At 62.9% G+C, this 21143-nt stretch carries 24 protein-coding genes; 2 read left to right on the forward strand and 22 right to left on the reverse strand.

Annotation, left to right across the window (positions count from 1 at the left end):
* Positions 1-139 precede the first annotated feature (139 nt).
* Positions 140-1036: a LysR family transcriptional regulator gene (locus BBF94_RS13265; protein ID WP_065259475.1), complete on the forward strand. Its 897-nt coding sequence runs from the start codon at positions 140-142 to the stop codon at positions 1034-1036.
* Here BBF94_RS13265 and BBF94_RS13270 read toward each other — a convergent pair whose 3' ends face one another.
* Positions 1037-1474 (reverse strand): excinuclease, encoded by a 438-nt coding sequence (locus BBF94_RS13270; RefSeq protein WP_065259476.1) that lies wholly within the window; start codon positions 1472-1474, stop codon positions 1037-1039. It abuts the gene before it with no gap.
* A gap of 211 nt (positions 1475-1685) precedes the next feature.
* Here BBF94_RS13270 and BBF94_RS13275 point away from each other — a divergent pair, with 211 nt between their 5' ends.
* Complete coding sequence (locus BBF94_RS13275; protein WP_065259477.1) at positions 1686-2069, forward strand: type II toxin-antitoxin system PemK/MazF family toxin; 384 nt, start codon at positions 1686-1688, stop codon at positions 2067-2069.
* A 209-nt stretch (positions 2070-2278) separates the two neighbouring features.
* Here the strand turns inward: BBF94_RS13275 and BBF94_RS13280 are convergent, their stop codons facing one another.
* From BBF94_RS13280 to BBF94_RS13380, 21 genes are read right to left on the reverse strand one after another with little or no spacing between them, the layout of a single operon-like run.
* Positions 2279-2719 (reverse strand): excinuclease, encoded by a 441-nt coding sequence (locus BBF94_RS13280; protein WP_065259478.1) that lies wholly within the window; start codon positions 2717-2719, stop codon positions 2279-2281.
* Between the two features lie 20 nt (positions 2720-2739).
* Entirely contained in the window at positions 2740-3975 is a 1236-nt protein-coding gene (locus BBF94_RS13285) for a beta-ketoacyl-ACP synthase (protein ID WP_065259479.1), read from the reverse strand.
* A complete protein-coding gene (gene fabG / locus BBF94_RS13290) occupies positions 3975-4703 on the reverse strand; it encodes a 3-oxoacyl-ACP reductase FabG (protein ID WP_065259480.1) in 729 nt (242 codons plus the stop codon). Before fabG ends, BBF94_RS13285 begins: the two co-directional genes overlap by 1 nt.
* The gene (locus BBF94_RS13295) at positions 4696-5160 is read right to left on the reverse strand and encodes a hotdog family protein (protein ID WP_065259481.1); all 465 of its coding nucleotides are present in this window, start codon (positions 5158-5160) and stop codon (positions 4696-4698) included. The genes fabG and BBF94_RS13295 overlap by 8 nt, the downstream gene beginning before the upstream one ends.
* Entirely contained in the window at positions 5157-6353 is a 1197-nt protein-coding gene (locus tag BBF94_RS13300; protein ID WP_065259482.1) for a beta-ketoacyl-[acyl-carrier-protein] synthase family protein, read from the reverse strand. Before BBF94_RS13300 ends, BBF94_RS13295 begins: the two co-directional genes overlap by 4 nt.
* Positions 6350-6946: a hypothetical protein gene (locus BBF94_RS13305; RefSeq protein WP_176704455.1), complete on the reverse strand. Its 597-nt coding sequence runs from the start codon at positions 6944-6946 to the stop codon at positions 6350-6352. Before BBF94_RS13305 ends, BBF94_RS13300 begins: the two co-directional genes overlap by 4 nt.
* Entirely contained in the window at positions 6946-7671 is a 726-nt protein-coding gene (locus BBF94_RS13310; protein WP_065259483.1) for a class I SAM-dependent methyltransferase, read from the reverse strand. Before BBF94_RS13310 ends, BBF94_RS13305 begins: the two co-directional genes overlap by 1 nt.
* Positions 7668-8915: an NAD(P)/FAD-dependent oxidoreductase gene (locus BBF94_RS13315; protein ID WP_065259484.1), complete on the reverse strand. Its 1248-nt coding sequence runs from the start codon at positions 8913-8915 to the stop codon at positions 7668-7670. The genes BBF94_RS13310 and BBF94_RS13315 overlap by 4 nt, the downstream gene beginning before the upstream one ends.
* Entirely contained in the window at positions 8902-10062 is a 1161-nt protein-coding gene (locus BBF94_RS13320; protein WP_065259485.1) for a cation:proton antiporter, read from the reverse strand. Before BBF94_RS13320 ends, BBF94_RS13315 begins: the two co-directional genes overlap by 14 nt.
* The gene (locus BBF94_RS13325) at positions 10059-12398 is read right to left on the reverse strand and encodes an MMPL family transporter (RefSeq protein ID WP_065259486.1); all 2340 of its coding nucleotides are present in this window, start codon (positions 12396-12398) and stop codon (positions 10059-10061) included. Before BBF94_RS13325 ends, BBF94_RS13320 begins: the two co-directional genes overlap by 4 nt.
* Positions 12382-12984: an outer membrane lipoprotein carrier protein LolA gene (locus BBF94_RS13330; RefSeq protein ID WP_065259487.1), complete on the reverse strand. Its 603-nt coding sequence runs from the start codon at positions 12982-12984 to the stop codon at positions 12382-12384. Before BBF94_RS13330 ends, BBF94_RS13325 begins: the two co-directional genes overlap by 17 nt.
* A complete protein-coding gene (locus BBF94_RS13335) occupies positions 12981-13406 on the reverse strand; it encodes an acyl-CoA thioesterase (protein ID WP_065259488.1) in 426 nt (141 codons plus the stop codon). The genes BBF94_RS13330 and BBF94_RS13335 overlap by 4 nt, the downstream gene beginning before the upstream one ends.
* On the reverse strand, positions 13399-14943 hold the full coding sequence (locus BBF94_RS13340) for an HAL/PAL/TAL family ammonia-lyase (RefSeq protein ID WP_065259489.1): 1545 nt from the start codon (positions 14941-14943) through the stop codon (positions 13399-13401). Before BBF94_RS13340 ends, BBF94_RS13335 begins: the two co-directional genes overlap by 8 nt.
* Complete coding sequence (locus tag BBF94_RS13345; protein WP_065259490.1) at positions 14924-15871, reverse strand: LpxL/LpxP family acyltransferase; 948 nt, start codon at positions 15869-15871, stop codon at positions 14924-14926. Before BBF94_RS13345 ends, BBF94_RS13340 begins: the two co-directional genes overlap by 20 nt.
* Positions 15868-16602 (reverse strand): glycosyltransferase family 2 protein, encoded by a 735-nt coding sequence (locus tag BBF94_RS13350; protein WP_065259491.1) that lies wholly within the window; start codon positions 16600-16602, stop codon positions 15868-15870. Before BBF94_RS13350 ends, BBF94_RS13345 begins: the two co-directional genes overlap by 4 nt.
* Entirely contained in the window at positions 16595-18274 is a 1680-nt protein-coding gene (locus BBF94_RS13355) for an acyl-CoA synthetase family protein (protein ID WP_065259492.1), read from the reverse strand. The genes BBF94_RS13350 and BBF94_RS13355 overlap by 8 nt, the downstream gene beginning before the upstream one ends.
* Positions 18271-18816 (reverse strand): COG4648 family protein, encoded by a 546-nt coding sequence (locus BBF94_RS13360; RefSeq protein ID WP_065259493.1) that lies wholly within the window; start codon positions 18814-18816, stop codon positions 18271-18273. Before BBF94_RS13360 ends, BBF94_RS13355 begins: the two co-directional genes overlap by 4 nt.
* Entirely contained in the window at positions 18813-19067 is a 255-nt protein-coding gene (locus BBF94_RS13365; protein WP_007909503.1) for an acyl carrier protein, read from the reverse strand. Before BBF94_RS13365 ends, BBF94_RS13360 begins: the two co-directional genes overlap by 4 nt.
* 9 nt (positions 19068-19076) lie before the next feature.
* Positions 19077-19337, reverse strand: coding sequence for a phosphopantetheine-binding protein (locus BBF94_RS13370; protein WP_065259494.1), 261 nt, complete (start codon positions 19335-19337; stop codon positions 19077-19079).
* A complete protein-coding gene (locus tag BBF94_RS13375; protein ID WP_065259495.1) occupies positions 19318-20127 on the reverse strand; it encodes a lysophospholipid acyltransferase family protein in 810 nt (269 codons plus the stop codon). Before BBF94_RS13375 ends, BBF94_RS13370 begins: the two co-directional genes overlap by 20 nt.
* Positions 20103-20828 carry a beta-ketoacyl synthase chain length factor gene (locus BBF94_RS13380; protein ID WP_065259496.1) on the reverse strand — a complete coding sequence of 242 codons (726 nt, stop codon included), beginning with the start codon at positions 20826-20828 and terminating at the stop codon, positions 20103-20105. Before BBF94_RS13380 ends, BBF94_RS13375 begins: the two co-directional genes overlap by 25 nt.
* Positions 20829-21143 lie beyond the last annotated feature (315 nt).

Raw genomic sequence — 21143 nt, forward strand, 5'->3', positions numbered from 1 at the left:
TGGAGCGACGGCGGTTTTCACATCAGACCTCGGAGGGCGCGGACAAGCAGGCAATGAAAAAATCATATAGCTGGCTAATGTTTCTATCCAATATATTGTTCGACCTGTTTGATAGCTTTAACGACCTAATGGGGTGTCCATGGAATTGCGTCACTTGCGCTACTTCATCGCCGTCGCCGAAGAACTGCACTTCGGCCGCGCCGCACAAGTGCTGGGCATTTCCCAGCCACCGCTGAGCCAGCAGATTCAGGCGCTGGAACAGGAAATCGGCGCACGGCTGTTCGAGCGTACCAATCGTCGGGTCGAGCTCAGCGAAGCCGGACGATTGTTTCTGGAAGAGGCGCGGCTGGTGCTGGCCCAGGTCGATAAAGCGGCGGATGTGGCGCGGCGGGCGCAACTGGGTGAACTCGGTGAACTGAAAATCGGCTTCACCTCGTCGGCGCCGTTCAACTCGACCATTCCCCAGGCGATTTTTTCCTTCCGCCAGCGTTTCCCGGCCGTGCATCTGAACCTGCGGGAGATGAGCAGCACCATGGTGGCCGACGCGCTGGTGGACGAGTCGATCGAGGTTGGCATCATGCGGCCGCTGGGTTTGCCGGATTCGCTGAGCGTGGTCGAGCTGATGCGCGAGCCCTTGGTGGCGGTGCTCAGCTCCAAGCATCCGCTGGCCCAAGGCAGTGAAGAGGGGCTGTTTCTGTCGGCTCTGGCCCTCGAGCCGTTCGTGTTCTTCCCCCGCAGCTACGGCAGCGGTCTGTATTCGCAACTGATCAGCCTGGCCCGTGACGCCGGTTTCAGCCCGCACTTCGCTCAGGAGGCGGGGGAAGCGATGACCATCATCGGTCTGGTGGCGGCAGGCCTGGGGGTGTCGGTCATGCCGGCCTCGTATCAGCGGATGCGCATCGACGGTGTGGTCTATCGACCGTTGCTGGATCCTGAAGCGGTAACGGCGGTGTGGCTGGTACAGCGCAAGGATCAGAAATCGCCGATGGCCAAGGCGTTTGTCGAGTTGCTGACGCGCAAGGTCGAAGCCGGCTGATCAGGGCAGCCGCACCAGATCGCCCTTCAACGCTACCCGCGTCACAAACACCCCGGCCCGACATTCGTAAGTGTTCAGATCCTTGCGCACATGCTGGTCGTAGTAGCTGACGATATTGGTCACCGCATTGGCCCCGACGCGCTTGGCCTGGGCCTGCAGCGCAATCAGATTCGATTGCAGCACCCACTCGCAGGAGTCGTGATCGCTCTTGTTGAAACCGTTGGTCTTCAGATCGCTGACCACGCCGCGCTGCAACATCCGTTGAGTCCCCTGAGGTCCATTGCCGATCAGGTAAAACTTCACACTGCCATCCAGCCGCCCGGCGCGAATTGCATCCGACAGCACGGTTTCGAACGGCATGTACATCAGGTTGGTAGCGTGGCTGGCGCTGGGGAGCAAGCCGAGAAGGGCAGCGGCGATCAGGGCTTTCGCTTGCATGGTTGTCTCCTTGACGGTGAAAGAGAACCGCGAGTGCTCGACCGACCGGGCTCGCCGTTCCGGCAGGCGCTGTGCGATGGCCTGTTTGAGCGAGTGTAGTTGGGTGCACAGGTTTGGTTGGCTCGACTCCGTACATTTCGAGTAACGGATCTGTCGTATGGAATATGGCCGTTGTTGCGCAAAATCAATTCTTTTCAAGCGAGTGTCACGGATGCCACTTCGATATCAGCCCAAGGAGGGCAGCGTTTTGATTTGCGATTTCAGGGGTTATGAAGTCCCCGAGATGGTCAAAGTCAGACCTGTTGTTGTGATACGTAAACATCGAACCAACAGCCTGTTGGTAACAGTAGTACCGTTGAGTACCACCGCCCCTGATTGTTTGCTCGGGCACCATCTTGAACTTGCAAGTCACCTTCAGGGAGCCAACCCGACCTGTTGGGCCAAGTGCGACATGATTGCCACGGTCAGCCTTTCGCGGCTTGATCGGATCAAAATCCGGGATCGGCAAGGCAAGCGCACCTACCTGATCTCACATCTTGCAACAGACGAATTTCACGCGATCAAAACCGCAGCCAGACGGGCGTTGGGACTGTGATGGCAGCGGAAGTGGCGCATCGAAGCCAAATGCCAGCCGTTGCCCGGCATGCAGTTTCAGGCAATACTGACCGCGTTCCCGAAAGGGGCTTGTGAGACTCTGAGGATCCTGGGCAACCAGCCATCGCAGAGCCAGGCAGGTGACAGGCGATGACAAGCCAACCTGTTTGTGAAAGGGCGCCGAAAGGCGCCCTTTGTCGTTTCCGGCGGTTACTGAACCGTTGCCAGGTCACCCTTCAACGCAACGCCGGCCATGATCGCGCCCGCGTGGCATTCGTAGTTCTTCGCATCCTTGCGCTCGTTGCTCTTGTAGAAGCTGACGATGTTGGTCACGGCGTTGGCGCCGGCGTTTTTCGCCGCCTGGTGCAGGCTGATGATGGCCGATTGCACGACCCACTCGCAGGCTGCCTGGTCGGACTTGTTGAAGGCATTGGTCTTCTTGTTGGTCACCGCGCCAGGGCTGACGACGCTGACTTTGCCGGCAGGAGTGTTGCCCGCCAGGAAGAACTTCACGCTGCCGTCGATTTTGCCGGTACGGGTCGCTTCGGCGACGGCTTTGTCGAAGGGCAGGTACACCGCCGTGTCACGGGCCTGGCTGACGGCCGGCAAGGCACAGATGAGCAGAGTGGCGGCGAGTTGCTTGAAACGCATGGAGGTCTCCTTGACCTGGATTAATTCGGTTGTATCCAGCGGCGGAAGATCAGCGAGGTGTTGACCCCGCCGAACGCGAAGTTGTTGTTCATCACGTACTCGTGATGCATCTGGCGGAACTCGCCGCGCAGGTAGTCGAGCTGGCCGCAGTGAGGGTCGACTTCGTCGAGGTTGAGCGTGTGCACGTACAGGTCGCGGTTGAGCATTTCGATGCTGAACCAGGATTCCAGCGCACCGCAGGCGCCGAGGGTATGGCCGAGAAAGCTCTTCTGCGAGCTGATCGGCATGTGTTTGCCGAACAGGCTGCTGGTGGCCAGGGTTTCGGCGATGTCGCCCTGCTCGGTGGCCGTGCCATGCCCGTTCACGTAACCGATGGCGTCTGGCGGGAGCCCCGCGTCTTCCAGCGCCAGCTCCATGGCCCGGCGCATGGTGGTCTGTTCCGGACGGGTGGTGTGCTGGCCGTCGGCATTGCTGCCGAAGCCGACAATTTCGGCGTGGATGTGCGCACCGCGAGCGAGGGCATGTTCCAGCTCTTCGAGCACCAGCATGCCGCCGCCTTCACCGATCACCAGGCCGTCGCGGCCCTTGTCATACGGACGTGGCGAGGTCTGCGGCGCATCGTTCTTCAGGCTGGTGGCGTACAGCGCATCGAACACCATGGCCTCGGTCGGGCACAGTTCTTCGGCGCCGCCGGCGAGCATCAACGGCAGGCGACCGAACTTGATTGCCTCGTAAGCGTAACCGACGCCCTGGCTGCCGCTGGTGCAGGCGCTGGAGGTCGGGATCAGACGCCCGGTGAGACCGAAGAAGATGCTGATGTTCGCCGCCGTGGTATGCGGCATCATCCGCACGTAGGAATTGGCATTGAGCCCTTCGGCCACCGAATTGAGCAGCATGTTGCCGAACGCCTTGATCTCGTCGGTACTGCCGGTGGACGAGCCACAGGCCACGCCCATGCGTCCGTCCTTGATCGACTCGTCGCCGAGCAGACCGGCATCGGCCAACGCCTTTTCCGCTGCGGCCACGGCGAGCCGGGACACCCGGCCCATGCTGCGCAATTGCTTGCGGGTCCAGTGCGCCGGCACCTGGAAATCATCGATGGGCCCGGCCAGGCGAGTGTTGAGTTCACTGAAACGATCCCACTCGTCCATCCGGCGGATGCCGCTGCGGTTGGCCGCAAAGTTGCCGGCAATCGTGTCCCAGTCGCTGCCCAGCGAGGTGATGCCGGCCATGCCGGTGACGACAACGCGCTTCATCAGCACAAGCCTCCATTGACCGCCAGGACCTGGCGGGTGATGTACGACGCTTCCGCCGACATCAGGAAATTCACCGCACCGGCCACTTCTTCCGGGGTGCCCATGCGTTGTGCCGGGATCATCTTCATCAGTTCTTCCACCGGCACGTTTTCATCGAGCATGGCCGTGTCGATCAGGCCCGGCGCGACACAGTTCACCGTGATTTTGCGCTTGGCCAGTTCGATCGCCAATGCCTTCGCAGCGCCAATCACACCGGCCTTCGACGCGCTGTAGTTGACCTGGCCACGGTTGCCGATCAGCCCCGAAACCGAGGTGATGCAAACAATGCGACCGGCGGCGCGGCGACGGATCATCGGCATCATCACCGGGTGCAGGACGTTGTAGAAACCGTCGAGGTTGGTACGCAATACCACGTCCCAATCGTCATCGCTCAAGGCCGGAAACGCGCCGTCGCGGGTCAGACCGGCGTTCAGCACTACGCCGTAATAGGCGCCGTGAGCTTCGACATCGGCCTCGAGGATGGCTTTGCAGGTTTCGCGGTCTGCCACGTCGAATTGCAGGATGCGCGCATGGCGGCCCAGGGCTTCGATTTCGGCTTTCACCGCTTGCGCTTCGGCCACGCCGCTGCGGCAATGCAGGACGATATCGTGGCCGGCCTGGGCCAGGCGCAGGGCTATGGCGCGGCCGATGCCACGGCTGGAGCCGGTGACCAGTACGAATTCAGTCATCCTTCGACTCCTTCAATTGTTCAAGATATTGCGCTGCGTGCGGTGGGCGGAACACGTTCAGCCGGGCACTGGCTTCGATGCCGGGCGCCGTGATATGGCACTCGAACACGCCCATGCCGTTGTCGTCTTCCAGCGAGCGGATGCCGTGAACGTTCAGCTCGCTGCCGACCGGAAACGCCTCGACGTTGCATTCGAATTTGCGAGTGCCGAGCAGAAAACCCAACTCCACTGCGTTGCCTTTCTGCCGTGCATGGCAGCCGGCGAACGCGGCGACACTCTGGGCCATCAGCTCGACGCCGACCCATGCCGGCAGGCTGCCGTCGGGCAGGCTGAACAGGCCACCGGGTCTGACCGTCAGGGTGGTGTGGATCTGCTCATCGTCGAAGCTGAGGATCCGGTCGATCAGAATCATGTCGCCAGCGTGGGGCATCAATTCGGCGAGCGGCCAGTCAGTCATGGGGCGTCTCCGATAATCAGGCTGACGTTATTGCCACCGAAGGCAAACGAATTGCTCATCAGGTAGCGGGGAGCAATGGACGCCAGGCGTTCGCTTGCGGTCACCCACTTCAGCACGGGTATGTCCGGATCGGCCTGGCCATCCCAGACATGTGGCGGCAAGGCGTGGTCAGGGTTATCGGCGCTCAGGCTCAGCCAGCAGAACGCGGCTTCCAGTGCGCCGGCCGCGCCGAGGGTGTGGCCGGTCATCGGTTTGGTCGAGGAGCACGCCACGCCCTGCGGGAACAGGGTGGAAACGGCCAGGCTCTCCATGGCGTCGTTGTGCTGGGTGGCGGTGCCGTGCAGGTTCAGGTAGCTGATTTGTGAAGCTTGCAGGTGCGCGCGATCCAGTGCCTGCTGCATGGCCTGCAACGCGCCACGACCGGACGGTTCCGGCGCGGAAATATGATGTGCATCGGAACTGGCTCCGGCGCCCAGCAGGGCAATGGCCGGGCCGTCGCTGCGCTGTTTGCTCATGACGAAGAGCACCGCCGCCTCGCCGATGTTGATGCCGTTGCGGTTGGCCGAAAACGGATTGCAGCGCTCGCCGGAGACTGCTTCGAGCGACGAAAAACCATTGAGCGTCAGTTTGCACAGGCTGTCGACGCCGCCGCACAGCACCGCGTCGCACAACCCCAGATCGAGCAGACGTCTGGCGCTCATCAAGGCCCGGGCGCTGGAGGTGCACGCCGTGGAAATCACGTAGGCCGGGCCGCTCAGTTGCAGCCAGTCGGCAAGAAAAGTCGCCGGGGCGCCGAGTTCCTGTTGCCGGTAGTCGTAATCGGTCGGGAACTGCTGGTGGCGAATGTAGTGCGCCAGACCCTGACTGGCCTCGTCGATACCGGAGGTGCTGGTGCCGAGCACCACGCCGATGCGATCAGGGCCATAGGTCTGAATCGCGGCGTCAATGTCGTCGCGAATCTGCAACGCGGCATCCAGCAGCAACTGATTGTTGCGGCTCTTGTGCGCCGCCATTTGCGGCGGGATGGGTGCCAGATCACCGCGCACGGCGGCTACCGGCAACTCGCGCTCCGGCACCCAGCCAGACTCGTGGCGCATGCCCGAGCAATCGCCGGCGAACAGGTGGCGGGCGACCTCTTGCTTGTCACGGCCCAGGGCGCAGATCACGCCGAGGGCATTGAGGTAGGCGGTCATGGCGTCGATTCACCTAAAGGAGACACGCGATAGTGCGGGCCTTGGGGCAGATTCAATTCGAAGCGCAACGGTTGTGCATACCGGATGTTCCAGCGTTCCGGCAGTGAACGTTGTCCGTCGCTTTGCAATGCACCAGGGTAATTGCGCGACAGCTCGACCGCAGGCGTCAGAGCGAACAGCAGCGCGGCGAACAGCTCCCGGGCTTGCGGATTGGGCGGCAGCAGGCCGTCGGCCTGCCAGTGTCCGTCGATCAGTTGCTGGCGGGCCTGGGGAATGCCCAGCGGATCCATCATCGACCAACGGATGCCCTGGCCCTCGCGCTGGATTACCAGCAACCAGTCCTGACGCTGTCCGGCTTGCTGGCGCTCGATGTGCAATTGCAGCGGCAAGGGCAGCGTCGGGTTATCCACAGGCAGCGGCGCCTGGCTGGCGCAAGCGCTCAAAAGCAGTGCAACGCCGAAAGCAAAAAAACGCCACACATCGGAAATTGTGGGAGCGAGCTTGCTCGCGAATGCGGTTTCACATTCAACCTTTGCGGTGTCTGGCATACCGCTTTCGCGAGCAAGCTCGCTCCCACAGGTGATGTTTGGCATCAGTTGTCACCTTGCAATGGTTTGCGCGCCACGACATTGACCAGGGTTTCCTCACGCTGGCCAAACGGCTTCGGCTTGCGCAGGCCAAAACGTTCCAGCAGGCCGAAATCCTTCGCCCGGCTCCACCACAGGTACGGGTAGGAAACATTCCGTTCGCCGAACTCGAAGCCCTGCTGGCGGATCATCTCCAGATACTGCGCCGCACTCTTCTGCACATGCATCGGATGGCGAAACAGCCAACGGATGACCCACGTATCAATGTAGGCCTCGGTGGACTCGGCGAACAGCAGATAACCGCCCGGCTTGAGCACCCGGTAGAACTCGGCCAGGGCTTTTTCCTGCTCCACCAGATGATGGAAGGTCTGGTGACAGAACAGCAGATCGACGCTTGCATCCGGAACATTGAGCGCCGCGCAATCGCTGCCGATCAGCTCGACATCGAAACCCTGGCGCGCCGCCTCTGCGGCGCTCAGTTCCAGGCTGTGCGGGTCGGCATCGACGCCGATCAAACGCTGCGGGGCGAAAGTCAGGCGCAGGTGGCCGAAGGATTTGCCCTGGCCGCAGCCTGCATCCAGCAGCACCGGGTTGGCCGGCAGCGATTCGCTGAACAACCGGCGCAAATCATTGATCGCCACGCGCAACACATGATGTTGCCAGGTGTGGCTGCGCAGGAACCAGAAGCCGAAACGGGTTTCCTCGACGTAGCTGTCGCTCAAGTAGTTCATGGGGCGTCCTTTGCACAGAGTTCGGAAATCGTCTTCAGCCGGCGGCGCGCTTCGCTGACGAACGGGTTGCGTTCATCCCAGGCATAACCGGCGAGGATGGAGCAGATCATGCGACGGATGTCCGGGGAGGCCTGCTCATGAAAAATCACGTCCTGGAAGGTGCCGGCGTACCAGCCCTCGACGTAGGCGCGGAAGGTGTCGACGCCGCGTTTCAACGGTTCGGCGAACTCGCTTTGCCAGTCCACGGTTTCACCCAGCAACTGCCGGTGCAGTACGCCAGCGGCCATGCTCGCCGAGCGCATGGCGATGGTGACACCGGAGGAAAACACCGGATCGAGAAACTCCGCCGCATTGCCCAGCAAGGCAAAACCGCGACCATGCAGGGTTTTGACGTTGGCCGCATAGCCGCCGAGGGTGCGCGCCGGGGTATCCCAAACGGCGTTGTTCAGCACCTTCGCCAGGCTCGGGGTTTCAGCGATGAAACCGCGCAGGCAGGCATCGAGGTCGGCATCGCGACCATTGAAATGTTCGGCAGCCGCCACCACTCCCACCGAGCAGCGACCGTTGCTGAACGGAATCGTCCAGAACCAGATGTCGCGATGCTGCGGATGGGTGGTGACGAGGATTTTCTCGCGGTCGAAGGCCGGGTGATCGATGTGGTCTTCGATGTGGGTGAACACGGCCTGGCGCAGCGGGAAATTCGAGGGCGCCTCGAGATCCAGCAAGCGCGACAGCACGCGACCGTAGCCGCTGGCATCAAGAACGAAACCGGCCTCGACGCGGTACTCGCTGCCGTCCTCGCGGCGTACTTCGAGTTGCGGGCGCGGGTGGTCGAAATCGACGCTGACGATGGCATCGCCATAACGGATTTCCACACCCTGCAGCGCGGCTTGATCGGCCAGCAGTTTGTCGAAGTCGGCGCGCTGCACCTGAAAGGTGGTCGGTTTGCCGCCGCTGAACGTATCGCCGAAATCGAACGCGCTATAGCGTTCGCCCCAGGCAAATGCGGCGCCGGTCTTGCGCTGGAAGCCGGCAGCATTCACCGCATCGAGCATGCCGGCTTCTTCGACGAAATCCAGGCAATGGCTGAGCAGGCTTTCGCCGATGGAAAACCGCGGGAAATGCTGACGCTCGATGACCAGCACATCGTGGCCCTTGCGCTTGAGCAACGCGGCAGCGATGGCGCCGGACGGGCCGGCGCCGATGATCACGACCTGACGGGATTCCATTTCAACGATTGGCACGCGAACTCCTGGGTGCGGCAATTGGGTTTTGCGATACGCGGTGCAGACCGATGAGGGCCGGCAACAGCGTCGCGATCAGACCCATCAGCATCAGCGCGAAGTACAGCGCCGGGCTGATAAGCTGTTGGTGCAACAGCAGGTTGAGAAAAACGATTTCGCTCAAGCCGCGGATGTTCAGCAGCACACTTTCGCGCCAGCGGCTGGCGCCTTCGAACGATGCACCGGCCCAGCCCAGGCCCAGCCAGTTGCCGAACAGTTTGCTGGCGATCGGCAACAGCAACAGCGCCGCCCATTGCACAGCACCGAGGCTGGCGAGGGCGCTGTGCACATCGATTTGCACGATGCCAAAGGTGAGGATCAGCGGAATCGCGATCCACGTCTGCAAACGGTTCATCCAGCGTGCCGGCAACGGCAGCACCAGCGGTACCTTCAGCGCGGCCATGCACAGCAGATAGCCGATGCCGAAAATCAGCGCATTGAGTTTGTAGTGTTCGGCCAGCACCAGCAGCGCAAAAAAACCGAGGCTGTAAGTCAGTGGTCGACGGATGCCGAACACCCTTAGCAGCAACGGCACACAGGCCAGCCCCAGCGGCAGCAACAGACTGCTCAGGTGCAGACTGCCCTGGGCGAGGCCGAACAGGGTCCAGCAGGTCAGGTCGATCAGGATCGCGGTCTGCACCAGACGCCGGGTTGCGGCGGGCGGATAGTCGATATGCCGCAGGTACAGATACAGCACCGGGATCGCGGTGATAGCGAACACCAGACCGATGGCCAGCGAATTGATCCACGGTTGCGTCGGCAGCAGCCAGTACGCCGTTGCGAGACCGCAGCCGAAGGGCACGGCGAAGCTCGGCAGGGCGATTTTCACGCTCTGACGATCCAGACGCAGGTCGATCACGTCGCTGAGAATGTGTCCGAGCAACAGGGCGAAACCCAGGCTATAGAGGTTTTTCAGCCAGTCCGGCGCAATCAGATCGGCGCCGCTGAGCTGCCAGCCCGGTTCGATCCAGAAATACATCAACAGGGGCAGGATGAAGCTGGCCAGGAGCAACTGGCTGACAATCGGAATCAGGCCGAAATGCCGGCCGATATGGGTCGCGATGGCGAACAGTATCAGTGCCATCAGCCAGAACGCCGCGATCATCATGCCGGACGCTCCGCAGCTGTCACAGCGTGAGCATGACGCCCGGCCCACGGCGCCAGCAGGAAGCTGAAAGCCAGCCCGAGGCTGACCGACAGACCGAAGTTGCTCACCGCCGGTGTACTCGACACCGCCAGCAGGCCGAACGACAGCCAGGTCGTCAGCGCCGCGAGCAAGGTGCCGAGCAGGCTCACCGCTGCGCCGCCGATCTGCTCACGCATGAGGATTGCGTAATCGACGCTGATCGCCGTCACCAGCAGCAGGCCGAACAGGCTGAACAGTGTCAGCGGCTGACCGAGCCAGCCGAGGCTGGCCAGACTGCACAGCGCCGCAAGCAGCGGCAGGGAAACGATGCGCAACGCTCCGCCGAGGCCGAACGGCAGAATCAGCACCAGCACGATCAGCACACAGGAGGCGAGTTTCAGTTCGGCGGCGCTGATCTGGGTTTCGGCAAACACCCGATTCAGGTCACCGAGGCGATCCACCAGTTCCACGCCGGGCAGATCCAGCGCCTGTACCCGCAGCAGCGACGGATTGTTCAGTCCTTGCAGGCTGACCATCGCCGCCACGCCGCCTTCGACCGGGCCGAGCCACAAGGTGCGGTAAGGCTCACCGAGCGGGCCGCCGAGCGCGGTGTCGATGTCTTCGGCGGGCAGCGCTTGCAACTGCGCGAGTTCGGTTTGCAGCGCTGCCAGCGGTACGCCGACTTCCAGCAGCGGTTGCCAGAACTGCGGCAACCTGCTCAGCGCTTCGCGTACCTGTTGTTGCTGGCTCAGCGGACTGACCAATTGGTTGAGCGCCAGAAAGCCCTGCAATTTGTCGAGGTTGACCAGTTGTTCCAGTCGCTCGCTCAGCGCAGCCTGACGCTCCAGCAGTTGCTCCTGATTGTCCGCGCGCACCAGGAAAAACTGGCTGGTCGGCTGATAACCGGTGATGCGGGCAATGGTCTGCGCTTCATCGGTCAGATGCTGCGGCGCGCCGACCCATTGGCGGATGTCGTTTCGGGTTTGCAGCTGGATCAGGCCTCCGGCGCAGAAGGCGATCAACAGTGCCGCCAGAATCGGTGTGCGTACATGCTCCAGCAGGGTTTCCCGAAGGCTGACCATGCGCTCGGCCAGTCGCAACGGCCATTGTGCCGGCTGGATTTCAACATTGCTCAACAGCGCCGGCAGCAGACACACCGCCGACAGGTAGGCGCCGAGCAGTCCGGCGGCGGAGAACACGGCGATCTGGGTCAGGGCCGGAAACGGCGTCCACGCCAGCGCCAGATAGCCGATGGCGCTGGTGATCAGGCTCAGGGTCAGGCCCGAGACGGTCAGCCGCAGCGCAGGCCAGCTGCGCCAGGGCTTGAGGCTCCAGCTCTTGGACAGATAGTGCAGCGGGTAATCCACTGCCACGCCGATCAGGCTCGAACCGAGCACCAGGGTCATTACATGCAGATGCCCGAACAGCGCCACGCAAGCCACCGCGCCGAACAGCATGCCCACCAGCACTGGAACGAACGCCAGCAACACCCGCCAGCGGCGGAAGGCGAGCAACAGCAGCAACAGAATGCCGAGTGTCGCGCCGCCACCCACCCAGGAGATCTCCCGCGTGGCCTGTTGCTGACTGTTGGCCGCGTAGAGCAACCCGCTGGCGGCCAACAGTTGCACATCGGCTTTCGCCGCTTGCTCGCGGCTGTGTTGCAGCAGCGCGGCGACCTGCAGCGGCAGGTTCATGTCGAAGGCGTTGCCGGTGGTGCGTGCCCGCAGCAGCACCCAGCTTTTGCCGTCGGCATCGGCGATCAGCGCGCCGCTGCCGATGTCCAGTTGCACCGAACCGTGCTGCGGCTGGCTGTTCTGGATGCGTCCGGTCAGGCCCAGCCAGTCGTCCTGACTCGGCACCAGGCTGAAACCGGTGAACGGATCGAACAGTGCCTGCACCCGTTGCTGGATAAAGGCGTCCGGGTGTTCGATCAACAGTTGTCGATCATCGGCCGAGAGCATTGCCAGTCGCCCTTGCAGCAATTGCGTGCGCAGGGCGGGCAGGTCGGCTTGCAGGTTCCACTGGACCTTTTCGAACAGCCCGCTGGCCTGCCACTGCTCGCCCAACGTCCGGGCCATGGCAATGGCCTGCTGGCGATCAGCGTGACCGACCAGTACCAGCATTTCCCGATTGAGCGGTTCCTGCATGCGTTGTTCGGCGCGCTGCTCGACGGCGTCCGGATGGGTGCCGGGCACCAGCTCCATCAGGTTCGCCGACAGCGGTGCGCCATCGCGCCACTGCCAGGCGCCCAGTGCGCCGACGGCCAGCAACAGGATCAGGAACAGCCAGGGCAGCCTGCGTTCACTCGGCAAAGTCATGTTGCTCCGCGTCGCTCAACGGTTGGCCGGCGGTGCTGTCCTGCATGCGCAGCACAGTGCTGTCGCCCTGGGTTTCCAGCAGTTCGATGGTGTTCACCAGCGTGCCGCCGGTGATGTTGATCTGGTTGAAAACCTGTTTGAGCAGCACCGAGCGTGGGGTCAGCGTCAGATGCCATTGTTGTGCGTCGCCGCTCAGGGTCAGCTCGAAATCCCGTTGCAGGCCGCTGCTGTCGCCTTGCAGCACGGCGAGGAACAACCGGTTCTGCTCCGCGCCGGCACTCTTGCCGGGCAACAGTTGCCAACCATTTACGTCACGACGGGCGATGCCCCTGGCGTCGATACGGTAGTCCTGCTGCAGCGGGGTTTTCAGCAGCCAGAGCAGGCCGTGGTTTTTCGCCAGCACGAAGCTGCCCTTGCTGATCAGCGGCTGGGGCAGGGCACGCAGGTGCTTTTCCTGGATGAACTGGCCGTGGATCACATCCGGTTTCGCCAGTTGATCGCTCAGCTGTTGCAGGTCGAAGGCGTTGGCCAGCGACGACAGCGTCAACAGCACCAAGGCACCAAGGGATTTCACAAGCGCATTCATCGCAGCATCCTTTCCACGGCATCGGTGAAGACTTTCGGCGACGCCAGTTGCATCTCGCGGCTGCTCACCTCGACAGCGACCTGCACCGAACTGGCGCGGGTCAGGCGCTCGCCGGTCTCGGCATCGGTGATCAGGTAGTGAATCTTCAGGCGGTTTTCCCATTCCACCAGGCTGGCGCGTACGTTCAGCCGCTGACCGAACACCGCGCCGCGCACATAACGCAATTGCAGGTCGATCACCGGCCAGGCATAGCCCGAATCGACCATCTGGCTGTAGTTGTGGCCGATCTTGTCGAGCAGCGCGCAGCGCGCCACTTCCAGATATTTCACGTAGTGGCCGTGCCAGACGACGTGCATGGTGTCGACGTCAAAGAACGGCACGAGGATTTCCGTATCGGCGTGAAGCACTCCGGCGCTACGCATGCAGCCTCCAGTGTTGTTCGGCGATGCGTTGCAGGCACAGGCGCAGTTCGCCTTCCAGGGCGCGGTCTTCGATCACCGGCGGGAAGTCTTTGGCCAGTTCTTCGTGCATGGCGGCCAGGGACGGAGGCAGTGGTCGTGCGTCTTCATCGCGACCACGCAACCATACGCCCTGATTGGCCGCGAGCAGGGTGGCGGCCGCCACCTGTTCGGTCAGTTCGAGCACGCGAATGGCGTCGCGGGCGGCGATGGTGCCCATGCTCACCTTGTCCTGGTTGTGGCATTCGGTGGAACGCGAGAACACGCTGGCGGGCATGGTGTTTTTCAAGGCTTCGGCGGTCCAGGCGCTGGCGCCGATCTGCACGGCCTTGAAGCCGTGGTTGAGCATCGCGCGGTCGGCGCTGGCGCCGGACAGGTTGCTCGGCAATCCATGGTTGTAACGTTCGTCCACCAGCAGCGCGAGTTGTCGGTCAAGCAGGTCGGCGACGTTGGCCACGAGGTTTTTCAGGCTGTCCATGGCGAACGCGATATGCCCGCCGTAGAAGTGCCCGCCGTGCAGCACGCGCTCGGCTTCGGCGTCGATGATCGGGTTGTCGTTGGCGCTGTTGAGCTCGGTCTCGATGAACGAGCGCAGCCAGTTCAGGCTGTCGGCCAATACGCCTAGCACGTGCGGTGCGCAACGCAGGGAATAGCGATCCTGCAGGCGATGCAGCGGCGCGGTCGGTGCGTCGATCGCCAGATCCTTGCGCAGCCACGCCGCGACCTGCATCTGCCCCGGGTGCGGCTTGGCGGCGAACAGGCGCTCGTCGAAGTGTTCCGGATTGCCTTGCAGCGCCACCACGTTCAGCGCCGTGATGCGGGTGGCCAGTTGCAGCAGGTAATCGGCGCGGGCGTAGGCGAGGCAGGCAAGACCGGTCATCACGGCGGTGCCGTTCATCAGTGCCAGCGCTTCTTTCGGGCGCAGCACCAGCGGCGTCCAGCCCAGTTCGCGGTGGACGTCGGCAGCCTGACGACGTTCGCCACGGAACATCACTTCACGCTCGCCGGACAGGGTCGCGGCCACGTAGGACAGCGGCGTCAGGTCGCCGCTGGCGCCTACCGAGCCCTCTTCAGGGATCAGCGGCAGGATGTCGTGTTCAAGGAAGGCATGCAGGCGCTCCAGCAGCTCGATGCGCACCCCGGACACGCCGTGGCACAGCGACTGCAGACGCGCCGCCAGCACTGCGCGGGTGGCCTGGGCGTCGAGCAGCTTGCCCAGGCCGCAACCATGAAACGTGTAGAGATGCTGCGGCAATGCTTCGACGTGATGCAGCGGCACCGCGACCACGCAGGAGTCGCCGTAACCGGTGGTCACGCCGTAGATCACGCCTTCCTTGTCCAGCAGCGAATCGAGGAACCGCGCACCCTTGGCGATGCGTTCGCGGTAGTCGGCGTCGCTCTGCAACTGCACGGGCGCCTGACGGTTGGCCAGGGCCAGCACGTCTTCGATGCGCAAGGGGCGTTCGCCGAAGGTTACCGGCTCATGGGTTGGCGTCGTCATCGGTCTTCCAGAAAGGGTAAAAGTTGAACCATTGCTTCGGTGCTTCGAGGCAATAGTGACTCAGGCGTTCGGCGTAGCGGGTCGCCCACTGATGAATGACCTGTTCGCGGTCGCGGCGGGTCCAGGTCACGGCCTCGGCGAACGGTTCGAGGGTCAGGCGATAGTGCCCGTCAGGTTGCTTGAGGCACATCAGCAGATTGACCGGACATTTCAGCAGGCCGGCCAGCAGCCACGGGCCTTGCGGAAACCGCGCCGGATGGCCGAGAAAGTCCACGGTCACGGTGCGCCCGCCATGCAGCGGCACGCGGTCACCGGCAATCGCCAGCCACTCGCCGCGCTCCAGACGCTCGTTGAGCTGCAGCATGATTCCCGGGTCCAGCTCGCTGACCTGGATCAGCCGCAGATTGGTCGCCCCGGCTTCGCCCAGCAGACGGTTGAATTGTTCGGCGTGCTTGGTGTGCACCAGCACGTTCATGGTGACCTTTTCGCCGATCTCCGCCAGCGCCCGGCACACTTCGAGGTTGCCCAGATGCGCGCCCACCAGCATTTGCCCGCGACTGCCACGCATCTGATTACGCAGCAGCGCCGGGTCGATGATTTCGATCTGCTCGATGCTCAACTTGCGATTCCACACGTCGAGCTTGTCGAGCAGCGAGTCGGCGAACGCCATGAACTGCCCGAACACGCGCCAAAGGCTCGGGCGCAATTCGTGGCGCCCGCTCCAGTCGGCCAGATGCTGCTGGTATTGCCAGGCGCTGCGCCGCGCCGTGCGGCCGAACAGGAAGAAGTACAGGACGATGCCGTACAACAAAGGGCTCAGCAGGCGCCGGCCAAGGACTCTGGCGGCGAACGCGGTGAATTTCATCAGCAGGAAACTGCCGCGCTCTTCGCGGTCGGCCCAGTGCTTCTTGTCGGTTTCGACGGTCATGCGCGCCACCGTCGCCAGAGAATGACGGGCGAGCGCAACAACATGCCGAAGAACAGGCGTGTGTGCATGCTCGAGATCAGCACGTTGTCGTGAAGCAGGCGAAAGTGCGACACGCCGTCCAGCGGGTAATGCACGCGGGTCTGCAGCCAGCGCATCGGCTGGTTGCGCCAGGACAGTCGCACGAGGATGTCCGAGTCGAAATCCATGCGCCTGCCGATCCGCGCCGAATCGATCACCGCCAGTGTCGGTTCCAGCGGGTAGACACGAAAACCGCACATCGAATCGCGGATCTGCAACGACAGGCTGTTGATCCACACCATCACGTGAGTCAGGTAACGGGCGTAAAGGCGCCCTTTTGGCACGCTGGCGTCGTACAGCGGATAACCGCAGATCAGGGCCTGCGGATGGGCACGGGATTCCTCGATGAAGCGGCTGACATCCCGCAAATCGTGCTGGCCATCGGCATCGACCTGCAAGGCATGGCTGAAGCCCAGTCGTGCAGCTTCACGCAATCCGGTCATCACGGCACCGCCCTTGCCTTGATTGGCGGTCAGTCGTACCAGATACACCCGCTCGCGTTCGGCCAGAACGTCCAGCACGGCTGCACAGGCCTTGCTGCTGGCGTCGTCCACCAGAATGCATGGCAAGCCCTGGGCGAGCAGGGCTTCGATCACGGTGGTGATGGCGGTTTCGTGGTTGTAGACCGGGATGACCGCGCAAGGACTATGCATTGCCGGCCCCCAACAGAATCCTCCCGCTGGAGCAGGTGGCGGTGTCGTTGCGGTAGGTGAAATACAGCTTGCCGCGTTCAGGGTCGAAGCGCAGGTGCAGCTGGATTTCATCGCCGGGGCGCACCAGTTGCTGGAATTTCAGGACTTCCATCCCGGCGAAGGCACCGGACAGGTTCAACAGTTGACGACCAAGGTTCAGCGCCCATTCGACCTGCACCACGCCGGGCAGCACCGGGGCCTTGGGGAAGTGGCCGCTGAAACAGGCAAGGTCTGGCGGCACGCTCAGTTGCAGGCTCCACTCGCCCTCGGTTTCGGTCTGTTCCAGAACCTCCGGTGCCTTCGGACGCGTTGCCAGCAGCAGCGCTTCGACGTCGGCCTGAGGCAACTTGCCCTGAGGGTTCAGCGGCAGTTGTCGCAACAGGCGCCAGCGCCGGGGCAGGGCGAGGGCTTCGCAATGCTCTCCGAGGTGACGGCGCAGGGCTTCGGTGAGGCTGCGGCGGCCGTGTTCGCGCAGGGCAAACAGACCTGATTCGCTGAGCACCAGCAAGGCGCCGAGGGAGGCACGGTTTTCCTGCACTACACCGAGTCGCGCTTCGGTGACCCAATCGTGAGCGACCAGGGCCTGTTCCAGCATCGGCAGGGAGATGCGTTTTTCTTCCAGCTTGACGATCCGGTCCAGCCGACCCAGCAGTTCGAAGCGACCATCGGCTTCGATGCGTGCGGCATCGGCGGTGTGTTCGACATGCCCGACGGGCAGGTACGGCGAGGCGATCAACAGGGCGCCGTCGTCATTCTGGCTCAGCTCGACACCGGCGAACGGCCGCCACAACTGCTGGCCCTGACGCCAGGCGATGCCGCCGGTCTCCGAGCTGCCGAGGATTTCCGTCGGCCACTGTTGCAGGCGTTGGTGCAGGCTCTGCGCGGCATCCGCGGGCAGCGCACCGCCGGAGGAGAACACCCGGCGCACGGCGCTCAGGGCCGGCCAGTCGAGGTTGTCGCCCATGCGCTTGAGCAGCGCCGGGCTGGCCACCCAGGCGAAGGCCGGGTGTTCGCGGCTGGCGCGCTGCATGTCTTCGGGGAAGGCCAGTTGCTTGCGCAGGAACGGGCGCCCGGCACACAGCGGCCAAAGCACACGGAACAGCAGACCGTAAATGTGCTGGGTAGCGACGCTGCCGATGATGCAGGCGTCGCCAAGATCCGCACCCCACAGTTGTTCGAGGGCTTCGACTTCGTTGGCCAGTTGGCGCAGGGATTTGTCGATGCGTTTGGGCTCGCCGCTGGAGCCGGACGTGCACAGGCTCAGGCGACACTGGTCGAGATCCAGTTCGGCACCCGCCAGAGCGGTGAGCTGCAAATCGTTGAGGTGTGCATCATTAACATGATCGGTCAGCCACAGGTCGACTTCGTTCGACCAGCGCTGGCGGGTCTGCGCCTGCAGGTCCGAGGGCAACAACACGCTGACGCCGGCGCGCCAGGCCCCCAGCAGCGCGACGGCCAGCTCTGCGGCATCCTCCAGATGCACGGCCAGGCGCTGCACGCCCCTGGCCTTCAGGCCGGCGGCCAGGCTCAGCGCCTGCTCGCGCAGGTGTGCGTGATCGAGTGCCGGCGCGAGGGTGATTGCACGTTGCGGCATGTCCTTGAGCAACAGCTGCTCAAGTTTTATCCAGTTCATGGGCGACCTCTTACCCGTTGTCGTATCAGCCATTCAATGGCAAACATCAGGCCGATCAATCCGTAGGAGATCAGGCCGGTGTACAACATCCACCAGTGCAGCGGCGCCCAAAGGGTCAGCAGGGCGGCGCACAGACCGTTGCAGAAGAAAAACACGCTCCAGGCCACGGTGACCCGGCGGGTGTAGCGGATTGCCTCGGGCGGCAATTGCGGCTCGCGAATCCGTGCCAGGCGCTCGACCATCGGCGGGCCGTATTTCAGGCTCAGGCTGAACAGCACCAGCATGAAGCCGCTGATCAGCACCGGATACCAGCGCAGCAACAGCGGGCTGTCGAACAGCGCCAGCAGCAGGCAGAACATGATGGCCACGCAGGCCATCCACAGGCTGCCGGGCTTGCGCTCGCCGGTCAGGGCCCGAGCCAGCCACAGGCTGCCCAGCAGCAGGCCGAACTGCCACGGCGCAAAGTGCTCCATGCCGAAATACACCGCGAAGGGATACAACAGGCCTGCCAGCAGCAGACCGAGGCCGATCAGTCGGCTCATGCGGCCGGTTGAACCAGACGGTAGACCGCCTCGACCACGTCGCCGACAGTGCGCACCGACTTGAACTCTTCGGCGGCGATTTTCTTGCCGGTCTGACGTTTGATGTGATCGATCAGGTCGACAGCGTCGATGCTGTCGATTTCCAGATCCTGATACAGATTCGATTCCAGGCTCACGCGAGCCGGATCCAGTTCGAACAGCTCGACCAGGGCATCGCGCAGGGTGTTGAAAATGTCGTCACGAGTTTGCATGGTCCGGTCTCAAGCTGCCTGTTTTGCCGTGACGAACGCCGCGAGGCTCGCCACGTTGGTGAAATGGTTGCGGGTGTCCTTGGCGTCGGCGTCGATCTTGATGCCGTACTTTTTCTGGATCGCCAGACCCAGTTCCAGCGCGTCGACGGAATCCAGGCCCAGGCCTTCGCCGAACAGCGTCTGATTGTCGCCGATGTCATCGGCGCTGATATCTTCGAGGCCCAGGGCGTCGATGATCAGCAGTTTTATCTCACGGTGCAGATCGCTCATCTTCGGCGAGCTCCTTGATGAAAAAATGGTGCAGAAAGTCGTTGAGCTTGCGCGAAGCCTGCGGGGCAGGGCCTTGCGCGGCAAAAGTCTGTGGGTCTATATCGGCCCCGACGCGAAAACTGAAGTGAACCCGGCGGTTCGGGATGCGATACCAGGGCTCGGCCTTGGTCAGGGTCGTCGGGCTGACCTTGATGATCACGGGTGTGACGATTTTCGCACCGCGCAGTGCAATGGCTGCAGCGCCCCGATGGAAGGCGGGTGCCTGCCCGGGCCGGGTACGCGTGCCTTCCGGGAAAATGATCAGGGTCTGGCCGTTCTGCAGCGCATCGGCGGCGGCATCGAGCATGTCCATGCTGCCATCGTTGCTGATGTATTCGGTGCTGCGCAGCGGGCCGCGGGTGAAAGGGTTTTCCCACAGGCTTTTCTTGACCACGCAATTGGCGTGGCGCACCAGACCGATCAGGAACACCACATCGATCAGCGACGGATGGTTGGCGATGATCATCTGCCCGGGGCGACCGAGGCGTTCCGCGCCCTGAATGTCATAGGTCAGCACCCCGGTCCTGGCCATGAACCGGACAAAAAACCAGAACAGCCGACTGACGGTCTGCCGTGCCCGTTCCCGATGAGCCTTGGCATCACCCGGCAGGCAGCCCAGCAGCGGAAACACCAGCAGACGCAGACACAACCCGCCAAGCCCGAACAGGGCAAAGCTGAAGGCGGTGGCGAACAGACGCCAGTAATAGGCATCGCGGTGCTTTTCGGTCACGGGTTGCGTTGCCAGGTCCATACACGATTTTTCCAGGCATGTTGGCAAAGGGTTTGCTGGCCGAGCAGGGTTTGCAGCAGGTTCAGCGCATGGGGCCATTGCGCCTTGGACAGTGCTTGCGGGGCGCTGTTCAGGGTCAGCCGCCAGTCGGTACCGGGGGTCAGCAGCAAGCCCACCGCATACGGGAACGGCACATCATCGACCCAGGCCGAATAGGCTTCGGGAGGCTGTTCTTCGGTGATCACCAGCAGCACCGCCGGAGCGCCTTCGGCCAGCAGGGCGGCCGCTTCCAGCATGCCGTGTTCGAGACCGTCGCCGGCGGCGGCAAGGGCGGTCATTTCGCTGGTTTCTCCACGCATGATCGACCACAGGCCGATGATCGCGTTGTGCACGGAGAGGCTGAACTGGGTCGGCGACAGCGGCTGTTCACCGGCCAGATCGCTGAGGATCTCGAACGTACGCGGGGTTTCACCGTGGCGTGAAATGAACACCAGAGGCAGGTTTTTCCGCCCCTCGGCCAGCGGCCAGCCAACACTGAAGGCCATGCGCGCCAGGCGACTGAGGCGGCGCCGCTGCATGGCCGGAAGGAACGACACATCGGGCGCGGCATCACTGCCGGGAAGCGCAACCGGCTGTCGGCTCCAGGCCTGCCAGGCGTCCACGCTGTCGAGCCCGGGAGCCCAGGCGCGCCATTGGGCGATGTTGAAGTTGATCTCGGACATTCATTCCGCCCCTGCGGGCTCATTTGACGCTGTTTTGCCAGCACCGCAAGTGTGCTGACCTTGCCGGAAGTGGCGTGGCGCTTGGCCCCGGGTGGCGCGCATTATCCCGGTGCGACGAGTGTGTAGCAAATGCTGGTTACATTTTGCGCGCTGAAATGGACCAAAGGGTACATGGCGAAAAATGTCACTTGGCCATTATCCAGATCACGCCGGGTTTGTCTGTCAGGCGTATCTGTGGTCAATGGCAGTCTTGACGGCGTGTTCATTAAGACATTTACGTCTGACTCTGTAGTCCGCATCCATGGAGGTAGCGAA

Source organism: Pseudomonas bananamidigenes (assembly GCF_001679645.1).
Lineage (GTDB): Bacteria > Pseudomonadota > Gammaproteobacteria > Pseudomonadales > Pseudomonadaceae > Aquipseudomonas > Aquipseudomonas bananamidigenes.

Coding starts and splice junctions, on each gene's coding strand:
- BBF94_RS13320 (WP_065259485.1), bottom strand. CDS start 10,062: ATGATGATCGCGGCGTTCTGGCTGATGGCACTGATACTGTTCGCCATC.
- BBF94_RS13310 (WP_065259483.1), bottom strand. CDS start 7,671: ATGAACTACTTGAGCGACAGCTACGTCGAGGAAACCCGTTTCGGCTTC.
- BBF94_RS13380 (WP_065259496.1), bottom strand. CDS start 20,828: ATGTCCGAGATCAACTTCAACATCGCCCAATGGCGCGCCTGGGCTCCC.
- BBF94_RS13285 (WP_065259479.1), bottom strand. CDS start 3,975: ATGAAGCGCGTTGTCGTCACCGGCATGGCCGGCATCACCTCGCTGGGC.
- BBF94_RS13360 (WP_065259493.1), bottom strand. CDS start 18,816: ATGAGCCGACTGATCGGCCTCGGTCTGCTGCTGGCAGGCCTGTTGTAT.
- BBF94_RS13305 (WP_176704455.1), bottom strand. CDS start 6,946: ATGCCAAACATCACCTGTGGGAGCGAGCTTGCTCGCGAAAGCGGTATG.
- BBF94_RS13365 (WP_007909503.1), bottom strand. CDS start 19,067: ATGCAAACTCGTGACGACATTTTCAACACCCTGCGCGATGCCCTGGTC.
- BBF94_RS13370 (WP_065259494.1), bottom strand. CDS start 19,337: ATGAGCGATCTGCACCGTGAGATAAAACTGCTGATCATCGACGCCCTG.
- BBF94_RS13350 (WP_065259491.1), bottom strand. CDS start 16,602: ATGCATAGTCCTTGCGCGGTCATCCCGGTCTACAACCACGAAACCGCC.
- fabG (WP_065259480.1), bottom strand. CDS start 4,703: ATGACTGAATTCGTACTGGTCACCGGCTCCAGCCGTGGCATCGGCCGC.
- BBF94_RS13375 (WP_065259495.1), bottom strand. CDS start 20,127: ATGGACCTGGCAACGCAACCCGTGACCGAAAAGCACCGCGATGCCTAT.
- BBF94_RS13280 (WP_065259478.1), bottom strand. CDS start 2,719: ATGCGTTTCAAGCAACTCGCCGCCACTCTGCTCATCTGTGCCTTGCCG.
- BBF94_RS13265 (WP_065259475.1), top strand. CDS start 140: ATGGAATTGCGTCACTTGCGCTACTTCATCGCCGTCGCCGAAGAACTG.
- BBF94_RS13355 (WP_065259492.1), bottom strand. CDS start 18,274: ATGAACTGGATAAAACTTGAGCAGCTGTTGCTCAAGGACATGCCGCAA.
- BBF94_RS13325 (WP_065259486.1), bottom strand. CDS start 12,398: ATGACTTTGCCGAGTGAACGCAGGCTGCCCTGGCTGTTCCTGATCCTG.
- BBF94_RS13275 (WP_065259477.1), top strand. CDS start 1,686: ATGCCACTTCGATATCAGCCCAAGGAGGGCAGCGTTTTGATTTGCGAT.
- BBF94_RS13270 (WP_065259476.1), bottom strand. CDS start 1,474: ATGCAAGCGAAAGCCCTGATCGCCGCTGCCCTTCTCGGCTTGCTCCCC.
- BBF94_RS13300 (WP_065259482.1), bottom strand. CDS start 6,353: ATGACCGCCTACCTCAATGCCCTCGGCGTGATCTGCGCCCTGGGCCGT.
- BBF94_RS13335 (WP_065259488.1), bottom strand. CDS start 13,406: ATGCGTAGCGCCGGAGTGCTTCACGCCGATACGGAAATCCTCGTGCCG.
- BBF94_RS13295 (WP_065259481.1), bottom strand. CDS start 5,160: ATGACTGACTGGCCGCTCGCCGAATTGATGCCCCACGCTGGCGACATG.
- BBF94_RS13330 (WP_065259487.1), bottom strand. CDS start 12,984: ATGAATGCGCTTGTGAAATCCCTTGGTGCCTTGGTGCTGTTGACGCTG.
- BBF94_RS13340 (WP_065259489.1), bottom strand. CDS start 14,943: ATGACGACGCCAACCCATGAGCCGGTAACCTTCGGCGAACGCCCCTTG.
- BBF94_RS13345 (WP_065259490.1), bottom strand. CDS start 15,871: ATGACCGTCGAAACCGACAAGAAGCACTGGGCCGACCGCGAAGAGCGC.